Origin of the sequence: Pseudomonas lactis (assembly GCF_001439845.1) — a bacterium.
In the GTDB taxonomy this organism is placed as follows: Bacteria; Pseudomonadota; Gammaproteobacteria; order Pseudomonadales; family Pseudomonadaceae; genus Aquipseudomonas; species Aquipseudomonas lactis.
In genome coordinates, this window is sequence record NZ_JYLO01000018.1 from 33,666 (window position 1) to 58,381 (window position 24,716).

Below are 24,716 nucleotides of genomic sequence, written 5' to 3' on the forward strand. Positions count from 1 at the left end.
TTGCGGCAGTAACCCCCCGTAAACTCTCACCCCGGCTTCAAAAGCGTCCTTTTTGTCTCTAATCAGTGACCATCCGTCACAACACAAACCCGATTTTTTCCCTATAATGCGCGGGTAAATCGGGCCTGCAATATCCCTTTACACTGGGATGAAGAGCCAGACCTGAGGCATCCCGCGCGAGCTTGCACCTACCGCTGCGCCCCTCAAGCCTCACGCAGAGCCCCCGTAGCCCTATTCCGTTTAATGCGTGCGCTAGCTGCAACAAACGATTCCTTAAGATCCACCGCGGCCCTAGGGCCGTGTGAACACCCAACCATCCGGTTTCACACGGGCACCTTTGAGCCCTCACGCAGGAGACGACACGTCATGCTGAGCTGGGACGAATTCGACAAAGAAGAAGAAGGCGAAGTAGCCGCTAAAGGCGCCAACGCCGGCCACGCCACCGAAGCCAACATGGACCGCCTCGACGGTGCCGGCGCCGCTGCCGCCGTGGAAGCCCGCGCCGTCACCGCCAATGACTCCGCCGCCATCGTGCGCGCCAAGGCCGCCCTGGACAAACTCGACGTCGCCGAAGGCCTCGCCGAGCTGGAAGGCGCCTCCGCCCGCGTCGCCGTTGACGAAAAGCGCATGATCAACTGCCGCGCCGACCTCAACCAACTTGTGCCCTTCAAGTACGACTGGGCCTGGCAGAAGTACCTCGACGGCTGCGCCAACCACTGGATGCCGCAAGAGGTCAACATGACCGCCGACATCGCGCTGTGGAAAAACCCCGAAGGCCTGACCGACGACGAACGCCGCATCGTCATGCGCAACCTGGGCTTCTTCTCCACCGCCGACTCCCTGGTGGCCAACAACCTGGTACTGGCCGTGTACCGCCTGATCACCAACCCGGAGTGCCGCCAGTACATCCTGCGCCAGGCCTTCGAAGAAGCGATCCACACCCACGCCTACCAGTACTGCATCGAATCGCTGGCCATGGATGAAGGCGAGATCTTCAACATGTACCACGAGATTCCATCGGTGGCCAAAAAGGCCGCCTGGGGCCTGAAATACACCCGCTCGATCTCCGATCCAAAGTTCGAAACCGGCACCGTCGACACCGACAAAGAACTGCTGCGCAACCTGGTCGCTTACTACTGCGTACTGGAAGGCATCTTCTTCTACTGCGGCTTCACCCAGATCCTGTCCATGGGCCGCCGCAACAAAATGACCGGCGTGGCCGAGCAGTTCCAGTACATCCTGCGCGATGAGTCGATGCACCTGAACTTTGGTATCGATGTGATCAACCAGATCAAAATCGAAAACCCGCACCTGTGGGACGCCGAGATGAAGGAAGAAGCGACCCAGATGATCCTGCAGGGTACGCAGCTGGAGATCGAATATGCGCGCGACACCATGCCTCGTGGGGTGTTGGGTATGAATGCGGCGATGATGGAAGACTATCTGAAGTTTATCGCTAACCGTCGTTTGACGCAGATTGGTTTGAAGGAAGAGTACCCAGGCACCACCAACCCGTTCCCGTGGATGAGCGAGATCATGGACTTGAAGAAAGAGAAAAACTTCTTCGAAACCCGTGTGATCGAGTACCAGACCGGCGGCGCGCTGAGCTGGGATTGATCCGGACTAAGCACTAAAGGAAGCCCTGGCATGTTCAGGGCTTTTTTTCGTCGGTAAAAAAGGAATTTGCCATTTCTTGAAGTACATCACCTCAAGCACCTGGCCCGGAAGGGTTCGGATCGCCCCCCCAATGCTGTAGCCTTGTGCCCCAATTGCCATCAGCGTTGTCACAGGTCAAGTGCTCGGGAAGCTCTTACCGAAGCGCTTTACGCCAAGATCGGAAGATTGGCACGGGAGCAGACTCCTGCTGTCACAGCTGATGCTCGCTTAAAAACTATTAGATAGGACCGAGGCCAACCCGTGAACCCAGACATGCTCGAAGCCGGCCCCGCAGACGCCAAAGTACTTTCCGTCTTTGACTTCGACGGCACCCTCACCCACCACGATAGTTTCGTGCCCTTCCTCAAGTTTGCCTTCGGCACCGGCGAGTTTTATGGCCGGATGGTCAAGCTGGCGGTGCCGGGGCTGCGGTTTTTGGTGCGGCAGATCAGCCGGGATGAGTTGAAGGCGCAGTTGATTCGCACCTTTATGACCGGGGTGAAGAAGACTTGGGTTGAGCAGCAAGCGCAGGCATATTGTCAGGCGCGCTGGAGCAAGCTGATGCGCCCGAGCGGGTTGCAGTCGGTGGCGGATGAGGTGAAGTCCGGGGCGGTGGTGACGCTGTGTTCAGCGTCGCCGGCGTTGGTGTTGCAGCCGTTTGCCGATCGGCTTGGCATTCGTTTGATCGGCACTGAGCTTGAGGTGGTGGATGGGGTGCTGACCGGCAAGCTCACCGGGAATAATTGCCGTTGTGAGAACAAGGTGCTGCGGCTTGAGGCGGTGTACGGGGACCTGGGGGAGTATCGGCTCAGGGCCTGGGGCGATACGCGTGGAGACCGGGAGTTGCTGGCGGCGGCGCAGGATGCGCATTTTCGGCATTTTCATGCGAAGAAGAAAAAGCGGGCTCGAGTGCAGCGGTGATGCGGGTGGGCGGGCGGGGTTGGCGGGTGAACCGAGGCGATCCCATCGCAGCCTCGCTGGGGCTCGACAGCTCCCACATTTGGATCGGCGTGGTGCGTAAACCGTATTCGGTACGGCATTTTACCTCGCCGCTTACACCCAATCTTCTACCCGCAAACCTGGCACGCGGTCGAACTCGCGCCGGTTGTTAGTGACCATAATCAGGCCCTGCGAACGGGCATGCCCAGCGATCATCTGGTCGTATGAACCTATCGGAGTACCAGCTCTCGCTAGCTCAGCGCGAAGTTGGCCTGTGTGCATAGCGGCATTCTGGTCGTATTTCAAAACTTCCAGACGTGCTGCAAAGCCTTCGACATCAGCCAAGTTTCGCTCTGGGTTAGGTGATTTTTCCGCGCCGTAAATCAGCTCCATCAGGGTTACTGTACTGATAGCTAGTTGGCCATAGTGCTTTTTGAAGGTTTCGCGCACCTGCTGAGGTCTGTTTTTGATTGTGAAGATACAGATGTTGGTATCGAGCATGAACTTGAGCATTAAAAAGATTCCCGCTCTTGGTCAGCAGGCTGATCTCGGTCGTTCATGAAATCCGGCGTGACACCCTCGCCATCGAACCAGCTGTCCCATGACTCACCGGCTGGGGTGATGATTCGGGCCCTACCGATTGAGACGACATCTACACGTTTTACGTCATCCGGCAGCGCAGCTGCCTTTGGCAAACGTACAGCTTGGCTGCGGTTGCTTTGAAATACAGAACCTTGATCCATATTGGCCTACCTCCAGTGGTCGTGTGATTACGCAACGCTACACCACGAAATGGATATGTCAATGGGATATACATTTCGTTACTGGTTGAACGTTGATTTTCGGCAAGCCAAGCATGAAGGCGCTCACGGCCTTCATGAAACAGACCTATCATCCTCTGCGGTCGCGAAAAATAGTAATGAGTATTGAAATTCGTTAAAAAATCCACTTCTCGCTTCGAAAAAGCTAGCGATACGGGTTTGTAGATCGACGGGCGACCGAGGTGCTCCCCCATCGCAGCCTCGCTGGGGCTCGACAGCTCCCACATTTGAGCTTTGTTGAGGCTTAGGCCGGCGTCTTCAGGTGTACACCCAGCGCTGTGGCGAAGGCTTTTACCATCGGGCTTCTCGGGGCGTTGTGGCGCAGGATCAAGTTGAACGCGGTGCTCAGCTGTACCTGCTCCGGGCACAGTGCGCGCAGGCGCCCTTCCCTTACCAGTGGCGTGGCGTAGTGTTCTGGCAGAAAGCCCAGGAAGCGGCCAGTCAGAATCAGAATGGCGACAGCTTCCACTTGTGAGGCCGACGCGGACTGGCTGTCGTGGTTGACGAAGTTGGCCTTGTCGCGATGGATCGCATACCGATGGTTCACCACTTCGTATTGGCGAAGGGCATCGGGGGTGATGTCGCTGGCGGTGAACAGTGGATGCCCTACGGCGCAGTAGGCGTGGGCCTTTTCTTCGTAGAGCGAGAAGTAGTCGAACTCTTCACGGCGTTGGTACACCGGGACGATGCCGGCGACTAGGCGCCCTTCCACGACGCCGCGTTCAACTTCGTCCAATTGCGAGGCCTGTAGGCGCAATCTTATTTTTGGCGATTGGCGATGTAAGTTGCCCAGGGCGGTAATCAGTGGGGAATTAACGTCGGAGACGGTGTTATCAATAACGCCCACACTCAGGTCGCCGATGAGTTCATTCTGCGCCGAACTAAGCTTGTCGCGAAAACTGTCCACCGAGGTGAATAACTCGATGGACGCTTGATACACCAACTTGCCTTCTTCGGTCAGCCCGAACCCTTCGCGGCCCCGTGTACACAGGCGCATGCCGATGCGAATCTCGAGGTCAGAGATCTGTTTGCTGATGGCCGCCAGGCCCACGTTCAACTCGTTTTGCGCAGCACTGAAGCCGCCGGCTTCGACCACGGCCATAAATACCCGCAGCAATTTGAAGTCCAACCCGCTCAATTGCAGCGGTGCTCGGGTGCCGGGTTTTGGCGGCAGGTTTCCAGAAGTGGAAAGTGGGGTTTCCATAATGCGCGTTGACCTCGAGTGCCATATTCAACAGGCTTGAACCCAATCCTTGAACATAGCCAGGCGGCGATAATGAACATAAACATCCGCCCTTGGCAACCTTGAATACGGCGCGTCAGATGCCGGTTCTACACCGATAAACTTCTGTTGAAACTGCCTCCGACTCTTCTAAAAACAAGCGTGAGGAATACCCATGTCCCAGCCCACCGACCGCCTTTGGGGCGCTCGTTTCAAGACCGGTCCGTCTGCGGCGTTGGCCGCGTTGTCGCGTTGCCCTGAGCGTTATTTTCGCCTGACGCCCTACGACCTGGCCGGTTCCCGTGCCCATGCCCGAGAGTTGCAGCGCGCCGGTTTGCTGGATGAGTCAGAAACCCTGCGCACCCTCGAAGCCCTGGACCGTATCGGTGAGGATTTCGCCGCCGGCCGCCTGCATCCCTCCCTGGATGACGAGGACGTGCACACCTTTATCGAACGCGTATTGACCGAGCGCCTGGGCGCCCTTGGCGGCAAGTTGCGCGCCGGGCGCTCGCGCAATGACCAGACGGCCAACGATCTGCGCCTGTTCCTGCGTGACCATGCGCGCACCATCGCCACCGAGGTGTTGGGCTTGCAGCAGGCGTTGGTTGAACAGGCCGAGCAACATGTGCAGAGCATCTGCCCAGGCTTTACCCATTTGCAGCAGGCGCAACCCATTGTGTTCGCCCATCACTTGCTGGCTCACGCGCAGTCGATGCTGCGCGATGTGCAGCGCCTGGTGGATTGGGATGCGCGTACGGCGCTGTCGCCATTGGGCGCGGCAGCGATGGCAGGTTCGGCGATAGCACGTCAGCCGCAGCACTCGGCTAAGGAAATGGGCTACACCGGGCCGTGTGAAAACTCCATCGACGCTGTCGCCAGCCGTGACCATGTGGCGGAGTTCCTGTTTGTAGCGGGCATGCTCGGGGTGAATATTTCGCGGCTGTCGGAGGAGTTTTGCCTGTGGTCGTCGCGCCAGTTTCGCTGGGTGCTGTTGGACGATGCCTACGCCACCGGCAGTTCGATCATGCCGCAGAAAAAGAACCCGGACATTGCCGAACTGGCGCGGGGCAAGGCCGGGCGTTTGATCGGCAACCTGACCGGGTTGATGTCGACGCTCAAGTCGTTGCCGCTGTCGTACAACCGCGATTTGAGTGAAGACAAGCACAGCGTGTTGGATAGCGTGGACACCTTGCTGCTGGTGTTGCCGGCGATGGCCGGCATGGTGGCGACCATGAAGGTGCAGGTCGACGAGCTGCGGCGTCAGGCGCCGATGGGTTTTACCTTGGCGACGGAGGTGGCGGATTGGTTGGCAACGCGTGGCGTGCCATTCAAGGAGGCCCATGAGATTACCGGCGCGTTGGTACAGGCCTGTGAGAAACATGAAATTGAGTTGTGGGAAGCCTCACCGGCGATGTTGGCGGAGGTGGATGGGCGGCTCACCCCGGACGTGCGTGATTGCCTGACCCTGGAGGCGGCGATTGCGGCGCGCAGTGGCTGGGGTGGGACTGCGCCGGAGCGGGTGAAGGAGCAGATTGGGCGGTTGAAGACTGCTTTGGCTGAACAGCAGAAGTGGGCTGAGAGTTATCAGGGGTTTCGGATTTAAGCCTTGGTAGGTGTGGTGAGCTCACCGGCGCTTTCGCAGGCAAGCCAGCTCCCACATTTGACCGGGTTTCAACCGTAACACCGTGTACATCGGTTAGAGCGTCATTAGTTTTGGAGTAGCAACATGAATCAAACCCCGGCCGAGCGCTTGGAAGCCGAGCGCAAGTTGTCTGAAAACCAGTTCGATATCACGCAGTACGAGCATGTGCCGCGGCGGTATTACGGGCGGATGTTTTTTGCCACGTTGATCGTGATTGTGTTGGCTGCGCTGTTGCGCGCGTTTGCCAATGGCCAGATCGAATGGTGCTACATTGGCCAGTTCCTCACGTCGCAAGCCATCCTCTGGGGCCTGGTGAACACCATCGTCATGTCGATCCTGGCGATGGCGCTGGGCGTGGTGATCGGGGTGATCACCGCGATCATGCGCATGTCGGCCAACCCGATCCTGCGTTACGTGGCCATCACCTACACCTGGTTGTTTCGCGGTACACCGCTGATTTTGCAACTGCTGCTGTGGTTCAACCTGGCGTTGATCTTCCCGGTGATCGCGATTCCGGGCCTGTTCAGCATCGACACCGTCGACCTGATGACGCCCTTTGTGGCCGCCTTGCTCGGCTTGAGCATCAACCAGGGCGCCTATACCGCTGAGGTGGTGCGCGCCGGCTTGCTGTCGGTGGACACCGGTCAATATGAGGCGGCCAAGTCCATCGGCATGCCGAGCCTGCAAGCGCTGCGTAGGATCATTCTGCCGCAGGCCATGCGCGTGATCATCCCGCCCGTGGGCAACGAGTTCATCAGCATGGTGAAAATGACCAGCCTGGCCAGTGTGATCCAGTACTCCGAGCTGCTGCACAACGCGCAAAACATCTACTACGCCAACGCCCGGGTGATGGAGCTGCTGATTGTGGCGGGCATCTGGTACCTGGCGGTGGTGACTGTTCTTTCATTTGGTCAAAGCCGCCTCGAGCGTCGTTTTGCCCGCGGCGCCGGCAAGCGTTCGTAAGCCTGGGTTGAGGAGATTTGCCCCATGAGAAGCATCGTCAAGGCCGTCAACCTGAACAAGTATTACGACCAGTATCACGCCCTGCGTGACATCAATATCGAGGTCGAGCAAGGCGAGGTGATGTGCATCATTGGCCCGTCCGGCTCGGGTAAAAGTACGTTGCTGCGTTGCGTCAACCAGCTGGAAAAAATCGACAAGGGCGGCCTGTGGGTCGATGGCGAATTGGTCGGTTATCGGGTGGTCGGCAACAAGCTGCACGAGATGAACGAAGCGCAGATCGCCCGCCAGCGCCTGGCCACCGGCATGGTGTTCCAGCGATTCAATTTGTTCCCGCACATGACCGTGTTGCAAAACATCATCGAAGGCCCGTGCCAAGTGCTCAAGCGCTCGCCCAAGGAAGCCATCGAAGATGCATTGGAACTGCTGGCCCGCGTTGGCCTGGCAGACAAGCGCAATGCCTACCCAGTGGAATTGTCCGGTGGCCAGCAACAGCGCGTGGCAATCGCCCGTGCCTTGGCCATGCGCCCCAAGTTGATGCTGTTTGACGAACCCACGTCAGCCCTCGACCCGGAGCTGGTAGGCGAAGTGCTGTCGGTGATGCGCGATTTGGCCACCACCGGCATGACCATGATCGTGGTCACCCATGAGTTGGGCTTCGCTCGCGAAGTGTCCAACCGCATGGTGTTTATGGACGCCGGCCAGATTGTGGAAGCCGGCAGCCCGGAAGACATTCTAATAAGCCCACAAAATCCACGTACCCAAAGCTTTATTTCTGCCGTTCGCACTTAACTAAAAAACTAACGAGAACGCCCCCATGAAAAAGATGTTTATCCCTTCCTTGCTTGCCGGCCTGATGGCCTCCTCGTGTGTATTGGCGGCCTTGCCGCAAGCCATCAAGGACAAGGGTGAGATCAGCGCGGCCATCGTGCCGAACTACCCGCCGATGGACTTCAAGGACCCGGCCACCAACAAGCTCACTGGTTTTGACTTCGACCTGGGCAACGCCCTGGCCGAGCGCCTGGGCGTGAAGATCAAATGGCAGGAAACCGGCTTCGAACAAATGCTCAGCGGCCTGACCACCAAGCGCGTCGATATCGTGCTGTCGGGCATGAGCGACACCGCCGAGCGCCAGAAGGCCGTGACCTTCGTCGACTACTTCACCAGCGGCCCACAGTTGTACACCCTGGCCAAGCGCGAAGAGATCAAGGAATTGACCGACTTGTGCGGTAAAAAAGTCGGCACCAGCCGCCGCACCACCTGGCCGTCGGAAATTACCGCCTGGAGCAAGGCAAACTGCGAAGCGGCCGGTAAGCCGGCAATCGTGGTGATCGGCACCGAAGGTTCGGCGGATGCCCGGGCGCAGTTGCAGCAGAACCGCCTGGATGCGGCGATGCAGGGCAGCGAGACGATTCCTTATTTGATGGCGCTGGACAAGGGCAAGTACAAGCCGGTGGGGCTGGCGATTTCCAAGCAGTTCACCGGGCTTGGGATTGAGAAGAGCAATACCGAGTTGGTCACGGCGATCAGTGAAGCGTTGCAGGGCATGATTGATGACGGGACCTACGGCAAGATCCTGAAGAAGTGGGATCTGGAGCAAGGTGCGGTCGAGAAGATCAGCATAAACGCAGGCCAGTAAACACCGCAAAACCTGTGGGAGCTGGCTTGCCTGCGATAGCGGTAGATCAGCCAATGACGATGCAAACTGGCCTACCGCTATCGCAGGCAAGCCAGCTCCCACACTGGTTCGGTGTTCACATTTAAGTTGTGTTGTCGTGAAAATATAACAAGGACGCTCGCCCCCACCGTGGCCACCTACTCCCTGGTAATCCGTCGCCTGATGATCTGCTCGGTGACCATCGTGGTCAGCCGCGCCATGACCAGCCCGTTGCTGGCCCTGTGGCTGAGCACACGCCTGGGCCTCAACCAGCAGGACATCGGCCTGCTGATGGGGATCGCGGTGTTCATCGCCACGCTCCTGGGGTTGTACGGCGGCTACATCATCGACCGCCTGGAAAAGCGCAAGCTGCTGATCCTGGCCATGCTTTCAAGCTCCATCGGTTTTTTATTGCTGACCTTTGCCAGCAACCTCTACCTCACCACCTTGACCCTGGTCATCACTGAAGCCGCGTCGGCGTTGTTCCTGATCGGCTCCAAGGCGATCATCAGCGAGAACCTACCGGTGGGCGAGCGCGCCAAGGTGTTTTCCCTGCGCTATACCCTGACCAATGTGGGCTATGCGACCGGCCCGATGTTGGGCGTATTGATTGCTGGCCAACTGCCGTGGGCGCCGTTCCTGATTGCCAGTGCCATTGCCTTTGGCAGCCTGTTCCTGATGATCGGTATTGCGCCGACTCAACGGGACGACCGTCATAAACCCCAGAGTTTTCTCAGCACCCTGCGCACCTTGCGCAACGACCGCACGTTGATCCTGTTCACCAGCGGCAGCCTGTTGAGCACCATAGTCCATGGGCGCTACACCCTGTATCTGTCGCAGTTTTTGCTAGTGGCCTACACACCCGACCAGGCACTGAAAATTCTGTCGGCGGTGCTGGCCTGTAACGCGATCACCGTGATTTTGATGCAGTACCAAATCGGTCGATTCCTCAAGCGCGAGCAACTGCGCCATTGGATCGTGCTGGGCACCTTATTGTTTATTGCCGGGTTGGTCGGCTTCAGCCAGGCGAACAGTCTGCTGAGCTGGTGCCTGGCGATGTTCGTGTTCACCTTGGGCGAGATGATCATTTACCCCTCGGAATTTCTGTTTATCGACACCATTGCGCCGGATGCACTACGGGGCAGTTACTACGGTGCCCAGAACCTGGCCGCGTTTGGCGGAGCCATGAGTCCGGTGATTTGTGGCTACCTGCTGATCAACGCGGCACCCACCAGCATGTTCTTTGCCCTGGCCGCACTTACTGCCATAGGCGGCACGCTGTGTTTCTTGAGCGGGCGACGCGTGGCAGGTTCTTGCTGATATTTATGCAAGATCCGGCTATTAATAGCCAAACCTCTGACGGACCCGAGCCCCATGAAATTCGATACGGCCTACAGCGTGAGTCTCGACGACAAAGTGTCGATCTACGACGTACGAGACCTGAATTTCGACGAAAGCACCGGCTTCGATTCCGACAAGGACAGCTTCCTGTGCCCCAACGACGCCTGCCGCGCGGCCTTCGATAGCACCAATGCGTTGAGCACTTTCAACGCCAAGAACGTCAACTACCAGCGCACGCCGCACTTCAAGAACAAACCCGGCACTCGGCATATCGATGGCTGCCGCTATGCCGGCAGCCATAAATCGGCGACGGGTGAAAGTGATGACGAGCGTGAGGAAAATTTCCCATCGGAATTTGTGCTGACGCGGCGACTGTATGAGCCTAAAACGCCGGTAGTCGGCAACGATGCAAGCGCCCTGCAGGAACCGACGAAAGCGCCTGCAAACCGCACTACGACATCCTCTGGCAGTAATGACACAACCCCGGACAAAACCAGCGTATTCGCACACCCGGTGGAGTGCTACGTGTCCAACATCGATGACAAGGACAAGCTCAAGGCAATGCCCCTGAAGATCGGTGAGCACACGGCGACCTACTGGGCATTCTTCAAGAAGATCGAATACCTGCAAGACAACCAGGGTTTGATTTACTGGGGCAAGATCAAGGCCATCAAGGACTACACCAGCAGCTTTCGCATCGACTTCGAGAAGAAGGTGTGGCTCGACAAAAAGCCTTATTCGGTGAACGTCTACCTGAGCAAAAAGCTCATCGAAAACTACCGCAAACGCACGGCATTCCTGGAGCAGATCAAGGCGGCGGCCAGCAGTGAACGGCCGCTGTATTGCTTTTTCTATGGCGTCACACCGCAGCTTATGCAGGTGCCCAGTAAGAAAAACCCCGAGCAAACGTTCGGGGTATTCAGCGCCAGGATCGAGAACCTGGACCACCTGATTATTCGTGAGGCGCCAGGGCTGGAATCATAAGGGGCTGCAATGCCAATGGATGAGCGGTAGAAACAACTGTACAAAAAAACAGTATAGTTGCACCTCCCCTGTCGAACCTGGAGAAACCCCATGTCCTCTCTGGCAATGAGTTCTTTCGTAGAACAACAGATCGTCCTGCATCAATTCACCGCCAAACACTGCGCGCAGGCGCGCGTCATGCTGGGCTGGAGCCGCGAAGAGCTGGCTCGCCAGGCTGGCGTGGCGGTGCAAACAATTGAGCAATTGGAAGGCCACGGTGACGTGGACGATGAAACCCGTTTGATCCTGGCGTTTCGCCTGGAGGCCGAAGGGCTGGTGTTTTTCCCGGGGTTCGCACCGGGGTGGGGAATGAGTGCGCGCCGGTTTGATACCCCGGCGGCGCAACCTTCTGTGCAAGGCCTCATTTCTCAATTGATGGGTTCAACAGTGGCAACCAGCAGAGGCTGACTCAAATTCAGCCGTTGGTGGCCTCAACCGTTTTATCTGGACTGGCTGGTGTTTGCGTAGAAGGAATACCCGGGAGAAAAGCCGGTTTTTGAATGGCCTGCGAGGCTTGTTCATAACCATAGGCAACTGCCAGCAAAGTGGCTTCACTGTTGCCGCAGCCATATAAGTAAAGTGCCGTGGGCATGCCTTCCTCGTCCATGCCTGACGGAACGGATATACCTGGGTACCCGGCCGCCGCACTGTAAAAATAATTGTGGGACAGAAAGTTCGACACCATGGCGTCGAGCTTGTGCTCCTTTATGGGGTCATCAATGGTTTTCTGAAATACAGGAAGAATCGCTTCCCACAACGCTTCGCGTTTTTCCGGGGTGGTCTCCAGGTCATTGATCATTTCCAGCAGTTTCTGGTCAGGCTCACCAGATTTCTGTGTGCGTTTGATAAAAGCAACCAGCTCAGAAAGTGACTTGACCGGCAAACCTTCTCGCCCAGCCAAATAGTCTTCCAGTTGTTGCTTGACCTCCGAGAACATCGCCTCGTTATAGCCCTCATAGGCTTCGTCGGGGACACCGGCGTCCAACCGCTCTAAGGGCACCAGAATCGCCCCTTGGGCCTTCATCACTTCGAGCGCCGCCTCATAGTGCTTGCGGTCTGCAAGCTTGGCCGGGTCCTTGGCCTCCTCTGCGGACAACTCAGGCAAAGGGGTGTAGCCAATTCGCTTGCCCTTCAAGGCATCAGCGTGCAGGCCCTCGGTGTAGACGTTGGTCTCGGTCATTGCGTTAAGCGCTTCTGCCGCATCACAGATATTGCGGGTGAAGGTCCCCACCGCATCCATGCGGGTGCTGGTCATGACGCCTTCGGTGCTGACCAGGCCCGTCGTGGTTTTCAGGCCAAACACACCGTTGTAGGCTGCGGGGCTGATGATCGATCCGTTGGTTTCCAGCCCTAACGCCACCGGCACATGCCCCTGGGCCACCGCCACCGCCGAGCCTGAACTCGAGCCCGCCACCGGCCCTCCGAGTCGATGAGGGTTCAACGTCTGGCCACCTCGGGAACTCCAGCCATCGGCCGGTGATAGTGAGCGAAAGTTGGACAGCTCACTCATATTGGTTTTGCCTACAATCACCACTCCGGCTTTCAGCAAATTGTCGACGACCTTGGCGTTTTTACTGGCCGGCGCGCCCACCAAGGCCTTTGAGCCTGCGCTGGTCTGCATGCGGTCGTTGGTTTCAAAGACATCCTTCAGCGCTATCGGCACGCCATGCAAATGCCCGCGAACACGGCCATCGGCACGTTCCTGATCGCGGGCTTTCGCCTCTCGCATGGCATCCGGGTTGGTTTCCAAAAACGCATTGCCGCCCTGTAGTCCACGATCAATATTGGCAATTTGCTTGAGCGAGTCCTTCAACAGTGACTCTGAGGTGACACCACCTCCTTGGGCCATCTCCACTGACATCTGGCAGGCACTTTTGAAACCTTGCACAGGGTTTGAAAGCTCCTGAAGCAGGCCTGTCGCCCATCCACCTGCCGAAACTGGTCCGATCATGAAGTGCCCCTCTGTTTGACTGAGTGTGATCGCTATCTGCCGATAACGCCGCACCAGTCTAAGAGCCGATACCCCACTGTTATTTCAGGCGAATCTTGTCACCGCGTCCTACCCTTCCCAGCCCGGTGTAGGCATCTATACCATCTATGGCCGCAGCACGCGGTAAGCGCGCGCCAGTGCCGCCAAACGATCACCTGCCCAGCGCGCACCGTAAAACCAGACTCGGGAGCCATCCTCCAGGGTTTCACACACAGAGGGGTATCCGCCTCTTATGGCATGATGAAAGGCGGCGTGGGGATCCTCCGACACCAGGGCATCCAGGCGAAGACCTGCCACCAGTTCATCGATTTCACGACAGGCCTGCTGACTGTCGCCACTGCGCTGCATGTCCACCGCTACCCATTGCACACCGACGTGACGCAGGGTGTCGAAGACCCGATGCAAAGCCGCGCTGCGCTCAACCAGCTCAACCTGATTGCCCTGCACATAGCGCTCTGCATAGCCGATCCGATAGCCCGTCAACGCCTGCGTGGCGGTGAACGTGGTGTTATTCAATACTAGCGGTACTTCGACCATCACCGGTTCAGTAGGGTCCACACCGCTGATGGCGACAAGTGATAGCGCGGGGTCACGCACTGGCCGTATATGGGGCGCCAGGGCGCTATAACCAGGGACGAGCGTGACGCCCGCAGCCTGTTCGGCGCCAAAGACAATAGAAGTGGGTGCTGCATGGGGTGGTGAAGCGGGCAAGTCGGCGGCGTTTATTGGCGCGGGCAGTGGCTGGGCTGGGGCACAAGGCAACCCCATTCTCCAAAGCTTCTTACAGTGGCTGTCCATCGAAACGTCCTCCCGGAGATAAAATTCCCGCGGGATCATCGCACTCTCATTTGGCGTTTGTCGCAGAGCTGAAATCCGCTGAAAAACTCTTTTCCAAGCGGGTTTTCGGCTCAGCCTGCTGCGTGTTCGTTGACCGATTGAGGTTCCACTTCCAGCCACCAGGCATGCCCACGCTCAGGCTGGTTCAAGCGAAAAGCCTGGCCCATCGCCGGAGTGGTGATCGAAACATTGCGCTCCCAGGCCAGGGCCATGATGCGGTCGAAGGGCTCATGCCAGGCGTGGAAGGCCAGGTCGAAGGTGCCATTGTGAATCGGCAACAGCCAGCGCCCTTTCAGATCGATATGCGCCTGCAGTGTTTGCTCCGGCTGCATGTGCACATGAGGCCACTCGACATTGTAAGCGCCGGTTTCCATCAGGGTCAGGTCAAACGGCCCGTACTGCTCGCCGATGCGTTTGAAACCGTCGAAATAGCCGGTGTCGCCGCTGAAGAAGATACGTCGCGTGTCGTCGATCATCACCCAGGAGCACCATAGGGTCTGGTTGCCATCAAACAGGCCGCGCCCGGAAAAGTGCTGGGCCGGCGTGCAGACAAAACGAACACCATCGACCTCGGTGCCCTTCCACCACTCCAACTGGCGGACTTTGCTGGCGTCTACGCCCCATTTGACCAGCGTGTCGCCCACGCCCAGGGGCGCCAGGAAGTAGCGGGTCTTTTCGGCCAATTGGACCACCGCTTTGCGGTCGAGATGGTCGTAATGATTGTGGGAAAGGATCACCGCTTCCAGCGCTGGCAGCTCTTCAAGGCTGATCGGCGGCTGATGAAAACGCTTGGGGCCGGCCCAACGCAATGGCGAGGCGCGTTCGGCAAACACCGGGTCAGTGACCCAGAATTTACCGCGCATTTTCAGCAGCACGGTTGAATGGCCCAGGCGATACACGCTGTGATCAGGTGCGGCCAATAACTGCTCGCGAGTCAGTGGCTGTACCGGAATCTGCCCCACCGGCCGGGTGGTGCGCGGTTTGTTGAACAGCATGTTCCAGAAAATACGCAGGGTCTTGCCCAAGCCACCGTGTTGCACCGGGGCGTCGTTGCTGAAGTGCCCCAAGTCCTGCTCGGCAGGCTTGGGCGCCGAGGGCGCAGGGTCGAGACGGGTTGAAATAGTGGCCATGACGAAGTGACTCCTGCGGTCCGCTCAAGTATTACACTGCACAGTGTAGTTTCTAGATTGCAACAAAATCCGGAGCAAGTAAACTGCCCGGTGTAATTTCATTGTTGAGTCGAATGCCTTCCATGACTGCCCCCAAACGCCTCACCGAGCGTAAACGCGAAGCCATCGTGGCGGCGGCGATTGCCGAATTTCGCGAGAACGGCTTCGAGGTCACCAGCATGGACAAAATCGCCGCCACTGCGGGCGTTTCCAAGCGCACGGTGTACAACCACTTTCCTAGTAAAGAAGAACTGTTCGCCGAGATCCTCCACCAGTTGTGGGCCAGCAGCGTTGCCCAACTGGACGTGATCTACACCAGCGACCGCCCGCTGCGCGACCAACTGCGCACGTTGCTGGAAGCGAAAATGCAGATGATGTCGGACGCCAACTTCCTCGACCTGGCACGCGTGGCCATTGCTGCCACCATCCATTCGCCGGAGCGCGCGCAAGACATGGTCAACCGCCTCAGTGCGCGGGAAGAAGGCTTTACCCAATGGGTACGCGCCGCTCAGGAAGACGGCCGCCTCACCTGCACCGACCCGGCGTTCGCCGCCCATCAGATCCAAAGCCTGCTCAAGGCCTTTGCGTTCTGGCCGCAAATCACCCTCGGCCAGCCCACCCTCGACCTTGCCGCACAGGCCCACGTCATCGAATCGGCCATCGACCTGTTCCTCGCCGGTTACGAAGTCAGCACGCAGCGCCCGCCCCAGTAACCCCTGTTGCAGGCGCGACATTTAAGGTCGTTTCTGGCGCTTTTACCCGCTGTTTTGCGCAAATGGCCTGGAAGGACACTGATTATTCCCACGCGAATAATCGACAATTCACCTTTCTTATCCGACCACCGGCTCTGCCCGTTGACGCGTGCTGTTGCACCCGCAAAAAAAGTTGACCCAGGACACTATGGAAAACAGACGAGGCAAAGGGCTTTCATTTGCCAGGCGAATCTACACGCCAAGGATTATCGGCCTGGGTATCGGCAGCATCAGCGTGATCGGGGCGTTGTATCCCTTGTCGATGCCCGGTTGGGTCTGGGCGTTGCTGTTGTTCAACGGCATTGCCTGGCCGCACGTGGCGTACCTGATTTCCACCCGCTCGCCGTTTCCCTACCAGGCCGAACAACGCAACCTGCTGTATGACTCATTGCTGGGCGGATTCTGGGCCGCAGCCACTCAGTTTTCGCCACTGACAGCGGTGACCATTCTGTCGATGATGGCCATGAACAACGTCGCAGCCGGTGGCAAACGCCTGTTCCTGCGCGGGTTGCTGGCACAGGCGGCCGGTATCGCGGTGGCCTGGGGCCTGTTCGACGTCAAGTTCGACCCCAGCGTCAGCCTCACCGAGGTCTACACCTGCCTGCCGATGCTGACGCTCTACCCGATGGCCATCGGCATGGTCTGTTACCAGTTAGCGATCAAACTGTCGGAACACAAACGCGCCCTCAGCGCCCTGAGCCGCGTCGACAGCCTTACCGGCCTGCTCAACCATGGTTCGTGGAAAGACCTGCTGAACATCAAGTTTCACAAGTGCCAGCAGCAACAAGGCCAAGCGACCATTGCCTTGATCGATATCGACCACTTCAAGCACATCAATGACGTACATGGCCACACCGTCGGTGACGCGGTTCTGCTCCAGTTGAGCCAGGCGCTGCGCGAACACTTGCGCGAAGAAGACCTGGCCGGCCGCTACGGCGGCGATGAATTCAGTGTGATTCTGCCGAAAATGCCGCTGCACGCCGCTGCGCAGGTGATGGAACATCTACGCGAAACCTTCAGCGGCTATCGTCATGCGCAGATCCCGGACCTGCGCGTGAGCCTGAGCATTGGCCTGGCGGATTTCCACCCGTCGTTCAAGGACGCGGTCATGTGGCTCGATGCGGCGGATCGCGCGTTGTACACCGCCAAAAACAGCGGCCGCAACCGCGTCAAGATCAGCGAATGCACGGCCGTTCATTCAGCCTCAGTTGTCTGATGACACCTCGTCCGAATCTTGCTCCGCCCACCTGCTGCAATAGCATAATGCCGCCATTGGTCGCCTGGCCAAAATAGTCCTGCCTGATGGGCGAACTTCCAGGCCGATTGATCACTCTGAGACCGTTGTTCCACCCCCTCTGTCAGCATCAGGAAGCTGGCAATGAGCAAGTCAACCGTAAGGCCAGGGGCCCTACGGGGTCAGGCGCAAATACATGGACCCCGCATACGCTTGCATGCCCGAGCCCTCCACCATGCTATTTCACGCTCACAAGAAAACCATCAGTACCCTGCAACACAGCCTTGCCCAACAGACCAGCCTGCTGGACGCCATCGAGCGCTCCATGGCCGTGATCGAATTCGACCTGCAAGGCACCGTGCTGCGCGCCAATGACAACTTCTTCAAGACCATGGGCTACCGCGCCGAACAGATCCTGGGCCAGCCCCATCGGATGTTCTGTACCCCGGCGTTCGCCCGCAGCGCGGATTACAACCAGCTGTGGACACACCTGCGCAACGGCCAATTCCAGTCGGGCACCTTTGAACGAGTAGGCGCCAACGGTGCCTCGGTGTGGCTGGAAGCCAGCTATAACCCGGTACGGGATGAAGCGGGGAACGTGATCAAAGTGGTGAAATACGCCATGGACGTCACCCCGCGCCTGCAGGCCGAAAGTGAAGCCAACGCCAAGCTCGAAGCCATCGACCGCGCCATGGCGATGATCGAGTTCAACCTCGACGGCACCATCATCACCGCCAACAGCAATTTCCTGCAGCGCATGGGCTACAGCCTGGCGCAGATTCAGGGCAAGCATCACCGCCTGTTCTGCACACCGGAGCTGGCCAATAGTGCAGCCTACAGCGAGTTCTGGAAGCGCTTGAATCAGGGCGAGCTGTTCAATGGCCAGTTCGAGCGGGTGGATAAACACGGCCAGGTGGTGTGGCTGGAAGCCAACTACAACCCGGTGTACGACGCCAGCGGGCGCCTGTGCAAAGTGGTGAAGTTCGCCTCGGACGTCACCGCCCGCGTGCTACAGCATGCCGCTGACGCACAGAGCGCCGCCCAGGCTTATCACCTGTCGTTGAACACCCAGGAGATGGCTGAAAAAGGCGCCGAGGTGATTCAGAAAACCGCCACCGGCATGCGCGACATTGCCGTGGATATCGACGCCTCTTCGCAACTGATCGCCAAGCTGGGCGAGCGCTCGCAACAGATCACCGCCATCGTCAACACCATTCGCGGCATCGCCGACCAGACCAACCTGCTGGCCCTCAACGCCGCCATCGAAGCCGCCCGCGCCGGCGAGCAGGGCCGTGGCTTTGCCGTGGTGGCCGATGAAGTGCGGCAACTGGCGGCGCGCACCAGCGGCTCCACCGCCGAAATCTCCGGCATGATCGCCATGATCCAGGACGAAACCCGCCAAGCCATCGACAGCATGGACGCCACCCGCGACCGCGCCGCCCAGGGTGTGGAACTGGCCAACCAGGCCGGCACGGTGATCCTGCAAATTCGCGAAGGCACCGGCGAGGCGGTACAGGCGGTGAGCGCGTTTGCAAACGAGCGAGGTAATCGCTGACCCATTGGCGCTGGCTGTCTGCAGGTTAACTTCGCAGCCAGCGCACATGCCGCCCCAGCTCATCAAACAGCGTCACCACCGAGCGCAACGCCCGGCAATCAGGCCGCGTCAACAACCACAGCGCCGTATCGTGCCCTGCCAGCGCAGGGCCCAGCGGTTGCAGGCCATCGCCCATGAGAAAATCCGGCAGTGCCGCCACGCCCAATCCAGCCCTTACCAATTCGGTCACCGACTGCATGCTGTTGCACCGATAACGGGGACGCACGCCCGGCAAATGTTCACGACGCCAGATGACGGTGGGGTGATCGGGTAAAAAGTCATCTGGCGCGATCCAGGCCAGGTTGGCCCAGTCATGGCCTGGGTGCTGGCGCACATAGTCGGCACTGGCACACACCTGATAGGTCACCGCCCCCAGGCAGCGTCCGACAAGATGCGCTGGCGGCGCCTTCGTCAGGCGCAGGGCGATATCCGCATCGCGGCGGCTGAGGTTGGCGAAGTCATTGGAGGTGCTCAGTTCCAGGGTCAACGCCGGGTAGGCCGGCATGAACTGCGCGAGGGCCGGCAACAGCAAGCCTTGCAACACCGAGTCGGTGCAGGTCAGGCGCACGGTACCGCTGATCACTTCACCGCCCTGCTCCACGCCAATACGCGCCGCCTCCAGCGCCTGCTCGGCACGCTCGGCTTGTTGTGCCAGGTTGCTCGCCAGGCCGGTGGGCAAATAACCGGCACGGCTTTTTTCAAACAGGGTCTGGCCCAGCGCCGCCTCCAGCCGCCGCACCGCACGGAACACCGTGGACACATCCACGCGCAGCAGCGCAGCCGCCCGCGCCAGGGTACCGCCGCGCACCAGGGCCAGAATCAATGACAGGTCGGCGTAGTCGATTTGATAGTGCGTGGCTGCATTGAACATATGGGCAAACGCCAATACTGATTGCGTAAGCGCCAATCTATAGTGGGTATCAACCCACCACAAGCCATGGGACGTACACGATGCCAACCCCCGCGCTGCACCTTGCCCTGATCGGTGACTACAACCCCGATGTGACCGCCCACCAGGCCATTCCCGTGGCCCTGCAACAGGCCGCCGACGCTCTGGGCCTGAGCGTCCAAGTGCAATGGCTGGCCACCGACACCCTCACCTGCACCTCTGCCCTGCACGATTTTGACGGCTTCTGGTGCGTGCCCGGCAGCCCCTATCGCGATATCGACGGCGCCCTGCGGACGATACGTTTTGCCCGCGAACAAGGTCGTCCTTTCCTCGGCACCTGCGGCGGTTTTCAACATGCCGTGCTGGAATATGCCCGCAACGTGCTCGGTTGGGCCGATGCCCAGCACGGCGAATTAATGCCGGATGCTGAGCGCGCCGTCATCACGCCGCTGGACTGCTCCCTGGTGGAAGTGAGCGACACCGTGCGCCTGGCCCCATACACGCGCATTGCCCAGGCCTACGGCAGCCTGGATATCCACGAAGGATACCGCTGCCGCTACGGCATCAACCCCACCTTCGCCGACGCCCTGCTGCAAGCCAACCTGATCCCCACCGGCCACGATTCGGCGGGCGATCTGCGCGCGGTGGAACTGCTCGACCACCCGTTCTTCGTCGCCACCCTGTTCCAGCCCGAACGCGCCGTGCTCAAGGGCATCACGCCGCCGCTGGCGATTGCGCTGCTCAAAGCCTGCCAGGAGGTATCGGCATGATCGCCAAGACACCCGCCCCACCGTATTACGCGGTGATTTTCAGCTCGCTGCGTACCGACGCCGACCTGGGTTATGGCGAGGCCGCCACACGCATGCTGGAACTGGCCAGGCAACAACCGGGGTTTCTGGGGGTGGAATCAGCGCGGGAGGATGGGCTGGGGATCACTGTGTCCTACTGGACCAGCGAGGCGGCGATCCTGGCCTGGAAACAGCAGGCCGAGCATCGGCAGGTGCGCGAGCAAGGGCGGGCCACTTGGTATGCGGCGTTTCACACGCGGGTGTGCAAGGTAGAGCGGGCCTACACCTTCCCCACTTGAAATATTGCCCCTTGTAGGAGCTGGCTTGCCTGCGATGGCCATAGGTATCTACACAACTTTGTGGGCTGTAGCAGCAGACGGTAACCACGATGCGAAGCGAGCCGCTCTTGATCCTGCTCTTGATCTGCTTGTGATCTTGATCTCAGGCGCCCCGTTAAACCACGCTGGCCGAACGCAGGCTTGAATTCGTGGGTAACCCGGCAGGACGCCGGGTTAGCCGCCCCGCGCCATGGATGGCGCGTGGCGGCGGCCCACGGATTCAAGCCTGCGTTCGGGCACACCGAGCCTAAGCGAGGTGCCAAGTGGTGGGGCAAGAGCGCTTTGCTTACTTTCGCGCTTTCGAAAGTGAGCCGCCGTCAGGGCGGAACCCTAAGTGGCCGTTACCGCAGCAATGGATATGTACACAGTCCAACTGTGTTGACTGTCAGGCCGCCTTCGCGAGCAAGCCCGCTCCCACAGTTTTGACCGCGGGGTGTCAGGTAGATAAGTGTCGGCTGGCAGGCCGCCATCGCAGGCAAGCCAGCTCCCACCTTTGCTCGTCATCGTTTGCAAAATGACGGACGACTAACTCACCAAACTACGCAACGCGCTGATCTGCGGGATCTCTACCCGGTGCATATACACGCGTAGCGGCTCGGTGACGTTGATGCGCTCGTCGATATTCTGGTCGAGCAACAACTGCAGGCGCGCTCGGCACAGGGTCATGGTGTGGTCGGCGGCCGGCAGCCAGACGAACTCGGCTGTGGGGATGATGCCGTCATCGGCCACGTCCATGCCGAATGAGTCTTCGCTGAAACGCACGATGTACTGGTCGGTCTTGCGGTTGAGGCCGACAAAACCCTGGAGTTGGTCGGCGGCCTGGCAGATAAGCTCGGAAGTGATGCGCATGGTAAACCTCACTGAAAAGTCCCACAGGGACTGGAAAGATGGTTTACACGCGTGGCAGAAATTACCGCCCTCTGACGGGGCAGCTACCCGTAAGAATACTGCAACGCCCTGCAAAAAAGTCCACAAAATTGGCCGGTGCGCACGTTAATGTCGGTTTGGTGATAGCGCCGTTCGCAATCAATTGTTAAAAAGGACACCTTCTCAAAGTTACCTCCACGAAAGGACTTCGCATATGCCTGTCACGTTTTCCAAAAGCGCCTTGCTGCTGGCGTTGATGCTCGGCCTTGGCCAGGCACAGGCTGCCGAGCCGGTCAGCCCGGCCGAATTGGCGACAAACGAAGGCATCCCCTACCCTGCCGTGATCGCTCACCGTGGCGCTTCCTATGACGCGCCTGAATCCACCGCCGCGGCCTACAAGGTTGCACGCGACCTGGGCGCCGACTACCTGGAACTGGACCTGCAACGTAGCAAGGACGGCGTGTTGTTCGCCCTGCACGACAACAACCTGCAGCGCACCACCGACGTCGCCACCAAGTTTCCCGAGCGCAAAGACGCACCCGCCAACGAGTTCACCTGGAAAGAGCTGCAAACCCTCGACGCCGGCAGTTGGTTCAACGCCGCCTACCCGGACCGCGCGCGCCCTGGTTTCGTTGGCCTGAAGATCCTGAGCCTGGACGACATCATCAAGATCGCCGAAGGCAACCCCTCGCACAAACCCGGCCTGTACATCGAGACCAAGGAGCCCAAGCAGTTCCCCGGTATCGAAGCCGACCTGAAAAACAAGCTGCTGGACAAAGGCTGGCTGAGCTCCGCCGGTTCCAAGCTGGGCAAGAGCAACACCGGTGTCGGCCAAGGCAAGGGCCGCGTGGTGCTGCAAACCTTCGAAACCGCCAGCCTCAAAGAGCTGCAGAAGGAAATGCCCAATACCCCGAAAATCCTGCTGTTGTGGGTGGGTGAAGGCAGTATCGAGCCCAAATCCAAAGTGACCTTCGCCGAGTCTGGCGAAACCACCAAGGCCGCCTACTACGCCAAGCAAGAGCCCAAAGACGCCGCCGAATTCGAAAAGTGGGTCGATGAAGCCAAAAGCCTCGGCGCCATCGGCACCGGCCCGTCGGCTGAGCTGACCGACCACGGCGACCAGAGCTATACCGACCTGGTGAAGCCTGAAATGAACAAGCTGACCCACGACAAGGGCCTGCTGGTGCATGTGTATACCGTGGATGAGCCGGTGGACTTCGAGAAAGTCATGAAAGCCGGCGTCGACGGCATCTTCACCAACCGCGCCGCCGAACTGCTGAAGTTCTACAAACGCTGGCCGTCGTCCAGCGTGCAAGACCTGCTCAACGACCATAAGTACTAAAAGCATTGGTGTCAGTGAGCCATTAAGGATGAGTTAAGTTGCGCCGGTTAATCTGGCGCCACTTAAACAGCTCAACCTAAGAAGGACACACACCATGAAAACTTTGACTGCCCTGTTCGCTGCCACCGCCCTGACCCTGACTGCCGGCCTGGCACAGGCGGATGTTCGTCCGGATCATATCGAGGGCCTGCTCAAGTCCGGCGCCGTGATGCCTTTCGACAAACTCAACGCAGCAGCCGTGGCAACTCACCCTGGTGCTTCGATCACTGACACTGAGCTGGACACCAAACACGGTGTCGCCAACCAGTACGTCTACGAAGTGGACCTGACCGATACCACCGGCAAGCGCTTTGAAGTGAAGCTCGACGCCAAGACCGGTGCCGTGCTGGAAAACAAGCAAGACACCTGAGTTGAACCTTGAAAAAACGCGCCACCTTCGGGTGGCGCGTTTTTTTATGCGCGCCTCAAACCGTCACATAACCGTCATACCGCCTTGCAATGATTCGCCTAGGAACCTGTGAAACGTCCTACAGGCCCTTTCTCTGCGAGTCGCCATGAACCACAGCATCGACCATGCCCACCAGGATTCCGATCTGTTTGGCCTGCTTTACGGTTTCCGCTTTCGCCCCGGCGAAAAAGGCCAACAAATTGATTCCGCCACAGCCCTCGCCGCCTTGCAGCAACCCCCAGACCCGGAAGAATTCCTGTGGCTGCACCTGAACCTGGCCCACGCCGCCTGCGAGCGCTGGATGCAGGCGCACTTGTCGCTGCCGGAAGAGTTTTTTGAAGCCCTGCACGAGGGGTCGCGCTCCACGCGCATCGAGCATGTGGACTCGGCCTTGCTGGCGGTGGTCAACGACGTGGTGTTCAACTTCAGCAGCATGGTGTCGTCGGATATTTCCACGCTGTGGGTGTGCGCCCGCAGCCGCTTGCTGGTGAGTGCGCGCCTGCAGCCGTTGCACTCGGTGGATAAATTGCGCTCGTCGGTGAAGGCCGGTGAACACTTTCGCTCGCCGTTGGAACTGCTGGTGCACCTGCTGCGCGACCAGGGCGAAGTGCTGACGCAGATCGTGCGCAAGACCAGTATCAGCGTCGACCATATCGAAGATCAGCTGTTGTCTTCGCGCCTGTCCACCAACCGTGCTGAACTGGGTGCGGCCCGCCGCGTGCTGGTGCGCCTGCAACGCCTGCTGGCGCTGGAACCGGGCTCGCTGCTGCGCCTGCTCAATCGCCCGCCGCAATGGCTGCAAAAGGAAGACGTGAAGGAGTTACGCAAATCCACCGAGGAGTTTGCGCTGATCATCAACGACCTGACCGCCCTGGGCGAGCGCATCAAGCTGTTGCAGGAAGAGATCGCCGCCAACCTTAATGAACAGAGCAACCGCACGCTGTTCACCCTCACGGTGGTGACAGTGCTGGCGCTGCCGATCAACATCATTGCCGGCTTTTTTGGCATGAATGTGGGTGGGGTGCCCCTGTCTCAAGACCCGGAAGGCTTCTGGATATTGGTGGCCTTGGTCGCAACCTTTACCCTGATCGCCGGGCGTTGGGCCTTTCGCAAATTCTCAAATTGAAATAAGCCCCAACTGTGGGAGCTGGCTTGCCTGCGATTGCGGTGGATCAACCAACACAATGCAAGCTGACTCACCGCTATC

General features: G+C 59.0%; 25 protein-coding genes and 1 pseudogene. 18 read left to right on the forward strand and 8 right to left on the reverse strand.

The window, feature by feature from the left end; translation table 11 throughout:
• Nucleotides 1-366 precede the first annotated feature (366 nt).
• From TX24_RS26330 to TX24_RS26335, 3 genes and pseudogenes are all read left to right on the forward strand, one after another.
• Nucleotides 367-1,617: a ribonucleotide-diphosphate reductase subunit beta gene (locus TX24_RS26330; protein WP_032895630.1), complete on the forward strand. Its 1,251-nt coding sequence runs from the start codon at nt 367-369 to the stop codon at nt 1,615-1,617.
• Between the two features lie 66 nt (nt 1,618-1,683).
• A pseudogene (locus tag TX24_RS31410) lies at nt 1,684-1,902 on the forward strand (HNH endonuclease); the annotation flags it as partial.
• 27 nt (nt 1,903-1,929) lie between these two features.
• Nucleotides 1,930-2,577: an HAD-IB family hydrolase gene (locus TX24_RS26335; RefSeq protein WP_047711613.1), complete on the forward strand. Its 648-nt coding sequence runs from the start codon at nt 1,930-1,932 to the stop codon at nt 2,575-2,577.
• A gap of 132 nt (nt 2,578-2,709) precedes the next feature.
• Here the strand turns inward: TX24_RS26335 and vapC are convergent, their stop codons facing one another.
• The 3 genes from vapC to TX24_RS26350 form a co-directional block, all read right to left on the reverse strand.
• Nucleotides 2,710-3,108, reverse strand: a complete 399-nt coding sequence (vapC, locus tag TX24_RS26340; protein ID WP_047711614.1) for a type II toxin-antitoxin system tRNA(fMet)-specific endonuclease VapC — start codon at nt 3,106-3,108, stop codon at nt 2,710-2,712.
• Nucleotides 3,108-3,338 (reverse strand): type II toxin-antitoxin system VapB family antitoxin, encoded by a 231-nt coding sequence (gene vapB / locus TX24_RS26345; RefSeq protein WP_034135537.1) that lies wholly within the window; start codon nt 3,336-3,338, stop codon nt 3,108-3,110. The genes vapC and vapB overlap by 1 nt, the downstream gene beginning before the upstream one ends.
• A 322-nt stretch (nt 3,339-3,660) precedes the next feature.
• Entirely contained in the window at nt 3,661-4,620 is a 960-nt protein-coding gene (locus TX24_RS26350) for a LysR family transcriptional regulator (protein WP_057711730.1), read from the reverse strand.
• A 193-nt stretch (nt 4,621-4,813) separates the two neighbouring features.
• Here TX24_RS26350 and argH point away from each other — a divergent pair, with 193 nt between their 5' ends.
• The 7 genes from argH (at nt 4,814) to TX24_RS26385 (ending at nt 11,669) form a co-directional block, all read left to right on the forward strand.
• On the forward strand, nt 4,814-6,241 hold the full coding sequence (argH, locus tag TX24_RS26355) for an argininosuccinate lyase (RefSeq protein WP_057711732.1): 1,428 nt from the start codon (nt 4,814-4,816) through the stop codon (nt 6,239-6,241).
• 123 nt (nt 6,242-6,364) lie between these two features.
• Nucleotides 6,365-7,243, forward strand: a complete 879-nt coding sequence (locus TX24_RS26360; RefSeq protein WP_057711734.1) for an amino acid ABC transporter permease — start codon at nt 6,365-6,367, stop codon at nt 7,241-7,243.
• A gap of 24 nt (nt 7,244-7,267) precedes the next feature.
• Nucleotides 7,268-8,032: an amino acid ABC transporter ATP-binding protein gene (locus TX24_RS26365; protein ID WP_003193648.1), complete on the forward strand. Its 765-nt coding sequence runs from the start codon at nt 7,268-7,270 to the stop codon at nt 8,030-8,032.
• A gap of 25 nt (nt 8,033-8,057) precedes the next feature.
• The gene (locus TX24_RS26370) at nt 8,058-8,879 is read left to right on the forward strand and encodes an ABC transporter substrate-binding protein (protein ID WP_003193649.1); all 822 of its coding nucleotides are present in this window, start codon (nt 8,058-8,060) and stop codon (nt 8,877-8,879) included.
• Nucleotides 8,880-9,047: 168 nt separating this feature from the next.
• Entirely contained in the window at nt 9,048-10,217 is a 1,170-nt protein-coding gene (locus TX24_RS26375; protein WP_003193651.1) for an MFS transporter, read from the forward strand.
• A 54-nt stretch (nt 10,218-10,271) separates the two neighbouring features.
• Nucleotides 10,272-11,222, forward strand: coding sequence for a hypothetical protein (locus tag TX24_RS26380; RefSeq protein WP_057711735.1), 951 nt, complete (start codon nt 10,272-10,274; stop codon nt 11,220-11,222).
• A 90-nt stretch (nt 11,223-11,312) separates the two neighbouring features.
• A complete protein-coding gene (locus TX24_RS26385; protein WP_003193655.1) occupies nt 11,313-11,669 on the forward strand; it encodes a helix-turn-helix transcriptional regulator in 357 nt (118 codons plus the stop codon).
• Between the two features lie 7 nt (nt 11,670-11,676).
• Here TX24_RS26385 and TX24_RS26390 read toward each other — a convergent pair whose 3' ends face one another.
• The 3 genes from TX24_RS26390 to TX24_RS26400 all read right to left on the reverse strand — a co-directional run bounded on the left by TX24_RS26390 (nt 11,677) and on the right by TX24_RS26400 (nt 15,218).
• Nucleotides 11,677-13,122, reverse strand: a complete 1,446-nt coding sequence (locus TX24_RS26390; protein WP_034135657.1) for an amidase family protein — start codon at nt 13,120-13,122, stop codon at nt 11,677-11,679.
• A gap of 234 nt (nt 13,123-13,356) precedes the next feature.
• Nucleotides 13,357-14,019, reverse strand: coding sequence for a hypothetical protein (locus TX24_RS26395; RefSeq protein WP_244175935.1), 663 nt, complete (start codon nt 14,017-14,019; stop codon nt 13,357-13,359).
• A 140-nt stretch (nt 14,020-14,159) separates the two neighbouring features.
• Nucleotides 14,160-15,218, reverse strand: a complete 1,059-nt coding sequence (locus TX24_RS26400) for an MBL fold metallo-hydrolase (protein ID WP_057711737.1) — start codon at nt 15,216-15,218, stop codon at nt 14,160-14,162.
• Between the two features lie 122 nt (nt 15,219-15,340).
• Here TX24_RS26400 and TX24_RS26405 point away from each other — a divergent pair, with 122 nt between their 5' ends.
• The 3 genes from TX24_RS26405 to TX24_RS26415 all read left to right on the forward strand — a co-directional run bounded on the left by TX24_RS26405 (nt 15,341) and on the right by TX24_RS26415 (nt 18,798).
• The gene (locus TX24_RS26405; RefSeq protein WP_003193662.1) at nt 15,341-15,970 is read left to right on the forward strand and encodes a TetR/AcrR family transcriptional regulator; all 630 of its coding nucleotides are present in this window, start codon (nt 15,341-15,343) and stop codon (nt 15,968-15,970) included.
• 187 nt (nt 15,971-16,157) lie between these two features.
• Nucleotides 16,158-17,225 carry a diguanylate cyclase gene (locus TX24_RS26410; RefSeq protein WP_003193663.1) on the forward strand — a complete coding sequence of 356 codons (1,068 nt, stop codon included), beginning with the start codon at nt 16,158-16,160 and terminating at the stop codon, nt 17,223-17,225.
• A 253-nt stretch (nt 17,226-17,478) separates the two neighbouring features.
• Nucleotides 17,479-18,798 (forward strand): methyl-accepting chemotaxis protein, encoded by a 1,320-nt coding sequence (locus tag TX24_RS26415; protein ID WP_003193665.1) that lies wholly within the window; start codon nt 17,479-17,481, stop codon nt 18,796-18,798.
• A gap of 25 nt (nt 18,799-18,823) precedes the next feature.
• On the opposite strand, the gene TX24_RS26420 is transcribed toward TX24_RS26415, so the two are convergent.
• Nucleotides 18,824-19,708, reverse strand: a complete 885-nt coding sequence (locus TX24_RS26420; RefSeq protein ID WP_057711739.1) for a LysR family transcriptional regulator — start codon at nt 19,706-19,708, stop codon at nt 18,824-18,826.
• Nucleotides 19,709-19,788: 80 nt separating this feature from the next.
• On the opposite strand from TX24_RS26420, the gene TX24_RS26425 reads away from it, so the two are divergent.
• Together TX24_RS26425 and TX24_RS26430 are read left to right on the forward strand one after the other, a co-directional pair.
• The gene (locus TX24_RS26425) at nt 19,789-20,496 is read left to right on the forward strand and encodes a CTP synthase C-terminal region-related (seleno)protein (protein ID WP_057711741.1); all 708 of its coding nucleotides are present in this window, start codon (nt 19,789-19,791) and stop codon (nt 20,494-20,496) included.
• Nucleotides 20,493-20,813, forward strand: coding sequence for an antibiotic biosynthesis monooxygenase family protein (locus TX24_RS26430; protein WP_003193670.1), 321 nt, complete (start codon nt 20,493-20,495; stop codon nt 20,811-20,813). Before TX24_RS26425 ends, TX24_RS26430 begins: the two co-directional genes overlap by 4 nt.
• A 564-nt stretch (nt 20,814-21,377) precedes the next feature.
• Here TX24_RS26430 and TX24_RS26435 read toward each other — a convergent pair.
• Complete coding sequence (locus tag TX24_RS26435; protein WP_057711743.1) at nt 21,378-21,701, reverse strand: DUF2025 family protein; 324 nt, start codon at nt 21,699-21,701, stop codon at nt 21,378-21,380.
• 232 nt (nt 21,702-21,933) lie between these two features.
• Here TX24_RS26435 and TX24_RS26440 point away from each other — a divergent pair, with 232 nt between their 5' ends.
• The 3 genes from TX24_RS26440 (at nt 21,934) to TX24_RS26450 (ending at nt 24,635) form a co-directional block, all read left to right on the forward strand.
• A complete protein-coding gene (locus tag TX24_RS26440; protein ID WP_003193673.1) occupies nt 21,934-23,061 on the forward strand; it encodes a glycerophosphodiester phosphodiesterase in 1,128 nt (375 codons plus the stop codon).
• 94 nt (nt 23,062-23,155) lie between these two features.
• Nucleotides 23,156-23,470, forward strand: a complete 315-nt coding sequence (locus TX24_RS26445) for a PepSY domain-containing protein (protein ID WP_003193676.1) — start codon at nt 23,156-23,158, stop codon at nt 23,468-23,470.
• A gap of 145 nt (nt 23,471-23,615) precedes the next feature.
• A complete protein-coding gene (locus TX24_RS26450) occupies nt 23,616-24,635 on the forward strand; it encodes a transporter (protein ID WP_003193678.1) in 1,020 nt (339 codons plus the stop codon).
• The last annotated feature ends 81 nt before the right edge of the window (nt 24,636-24,716 follow it).

Bases quoted from the DNA above. Each gene is read 5' to 3' on its own strand.
- TX24_RS26330 (WP_032895630.1), top strand. From the start codon at position 367: ATGCTGAGCTGGGACGAATTCGACAAAGAAGAAGAAGGCGAAGTAGCC.
- TX24_RS26335 (WP_047711613.1), top strand. From the start codon at position 1,930: ATGCTCGAAGCCGGCCCCGCAGACGCCAAAGTACTTTCCGTCTTTGAC.
- vapC (WP_047711614.1), bottom strand. From the start codon at position 3,108: ATGCTCAAGTTCATGCTCGATACCAACATCTGTATCTTCACAATCAAA.
- vapB (WP_034135537.1), bottom strand. From the start codon at position 3,338: ATGGATCAAGGTTCTGTATTTCAAAGCAACCGCAGCCAAGCTGTACGT.
- TX24_RS26350 (WP_057711730.1), bottom strand. From the start codon at position 4,620: ATGGAAACCCCACTTTCCACTTCTGGAAACCTGCCGCCAAAACCCGGC.
- argH (WP_057711732.1), top strand. From the start codon at position 4,814: ATGTCCCAGCCCACCGACCGCCTTTGGGGCGCTCGTTTCAAGACCGGT.
- TX24_RS26360 (WP_057711734.1), top strand. From the start codon at position 6,365: ATGAATCAAACCCCGGCCGAGCGCTTGGAAGCCGAGCGCAAGTTGTCT.
- TX24_RS26365 (WP_003193648.1), top strand. From the start codon at position 7,268: ATGAGAAGCATCGTCAAGGCCGTCAACCTGAACAAGTATTACGACCAG.
- TX24_RS26370 (WP_003193649.1), top strand. From the start codon at position 8,058: ATGAAAAAGATGTTTATCCCTTCCTTGCTTGCCGGCCTGATGGCCTCC.
- TX24_RS26380 (WP_057711735.1), top strand. From the start codon at position 10,272: ATGAAATTCGATACGGCCTACAGCGTGAGTCTCGACGACAAAGTGTCG.
- TX24_RS26385 (WP_003193655.1), top strand. From the start codon at position 11,313: ATGTCCTCTCTGGCAATGAGTTCTTTCGTAGAACAACAGATCGTCCTG.
- TX24_RS26390 (WP_034135657.1), bottom strand. From the start codon at position 13,122: ATGTCAGTGGAGATGGCCCAAGGAGGTGGTGTCACCTCAGAGTCACTG.
- TX24_RS26395 (WP_244175935.1), bottom strand. From the start codon at position 14,019: ATGGGGTTGCCTTGTGCCCCAGCCCAGCCACTGCCCGCGCCAATAAAC.
- TX24_RS26400 (WP_057711737.1), bottom strand. From the start codon at position 15,218: ATGGCCACTATTTCAACCCGTCTCGACCCTGCGCCCTCGGCGCCCAAG.
- TX24_RS26405 (WP_003193662.1), top strand. From the start codon at position 15,341: ATGACTGCCCCCAAACGCCTCACCGAGCGTAAACGCGAAGCCATCGTG.
- TX24_RS26410 (WP_003193663.1), top strand. From the start codon at position 16,158: ATGGAAAACAGACGAGGCAAAGGGCTTTCATTTGCCAGGCGAATCTAC.
- TX24_RS26415 (WP_003193665.1), top strand. From the start codon at position 17,479: ATGCTATTTCACGCTCACAAGAAAACCATCAGTACCCTGCAACACAGC.
- TX24_RS26420 (WP_057711739.1), bottom strand. From the start codon at position 19,708: ATGTTCAATGCAGCCACGCACTATCAAATCGACTACGCCGACCTGTCA.
- TX24_RS26425 (WP_057711741.1), top strand. From the start codon at position 19,789: ATGCCAACCCCCGCGCTGCACCTTGCCCTGATCGGTGACTACAACCCC.
- TX24_RS26430 (WP_003193670.1), top strand. From the start codon at position 20,493: ATGATCGCCAAGACACCCGCCCCACCGTATTACGCGGTGATTTTCAGC.
- TX24_RS26435 (WP_057711743.1), bottom strand. From the start codon at position 21,701: ATGCGCATCACTTCCGAGCTTATCTGCCAGGCCGCCGACCAACTCCAG.
- TX24_RS26440 (WP_003193673.1), top strand. From the start codon at position 21,934: ATGCCTGTCACGTTTTCCAAAAGCGCCTTGCTGCTGGCGTTGATGCTC.
- TX24_RS26445 (WP_003193676.1), top strand. From the start codon at position 23,156: ATGAAAACTTTGACTGCCCTGTTCGCTGCCACCGCCCTGACCCTGACT.
- TX24_RS26450 (WP_003193678.1), top strand. From the start codon at position 23,616: ATGAACCACAGCATCGACCATGCCCACCAGGATTCCGATCTGTTTGGC.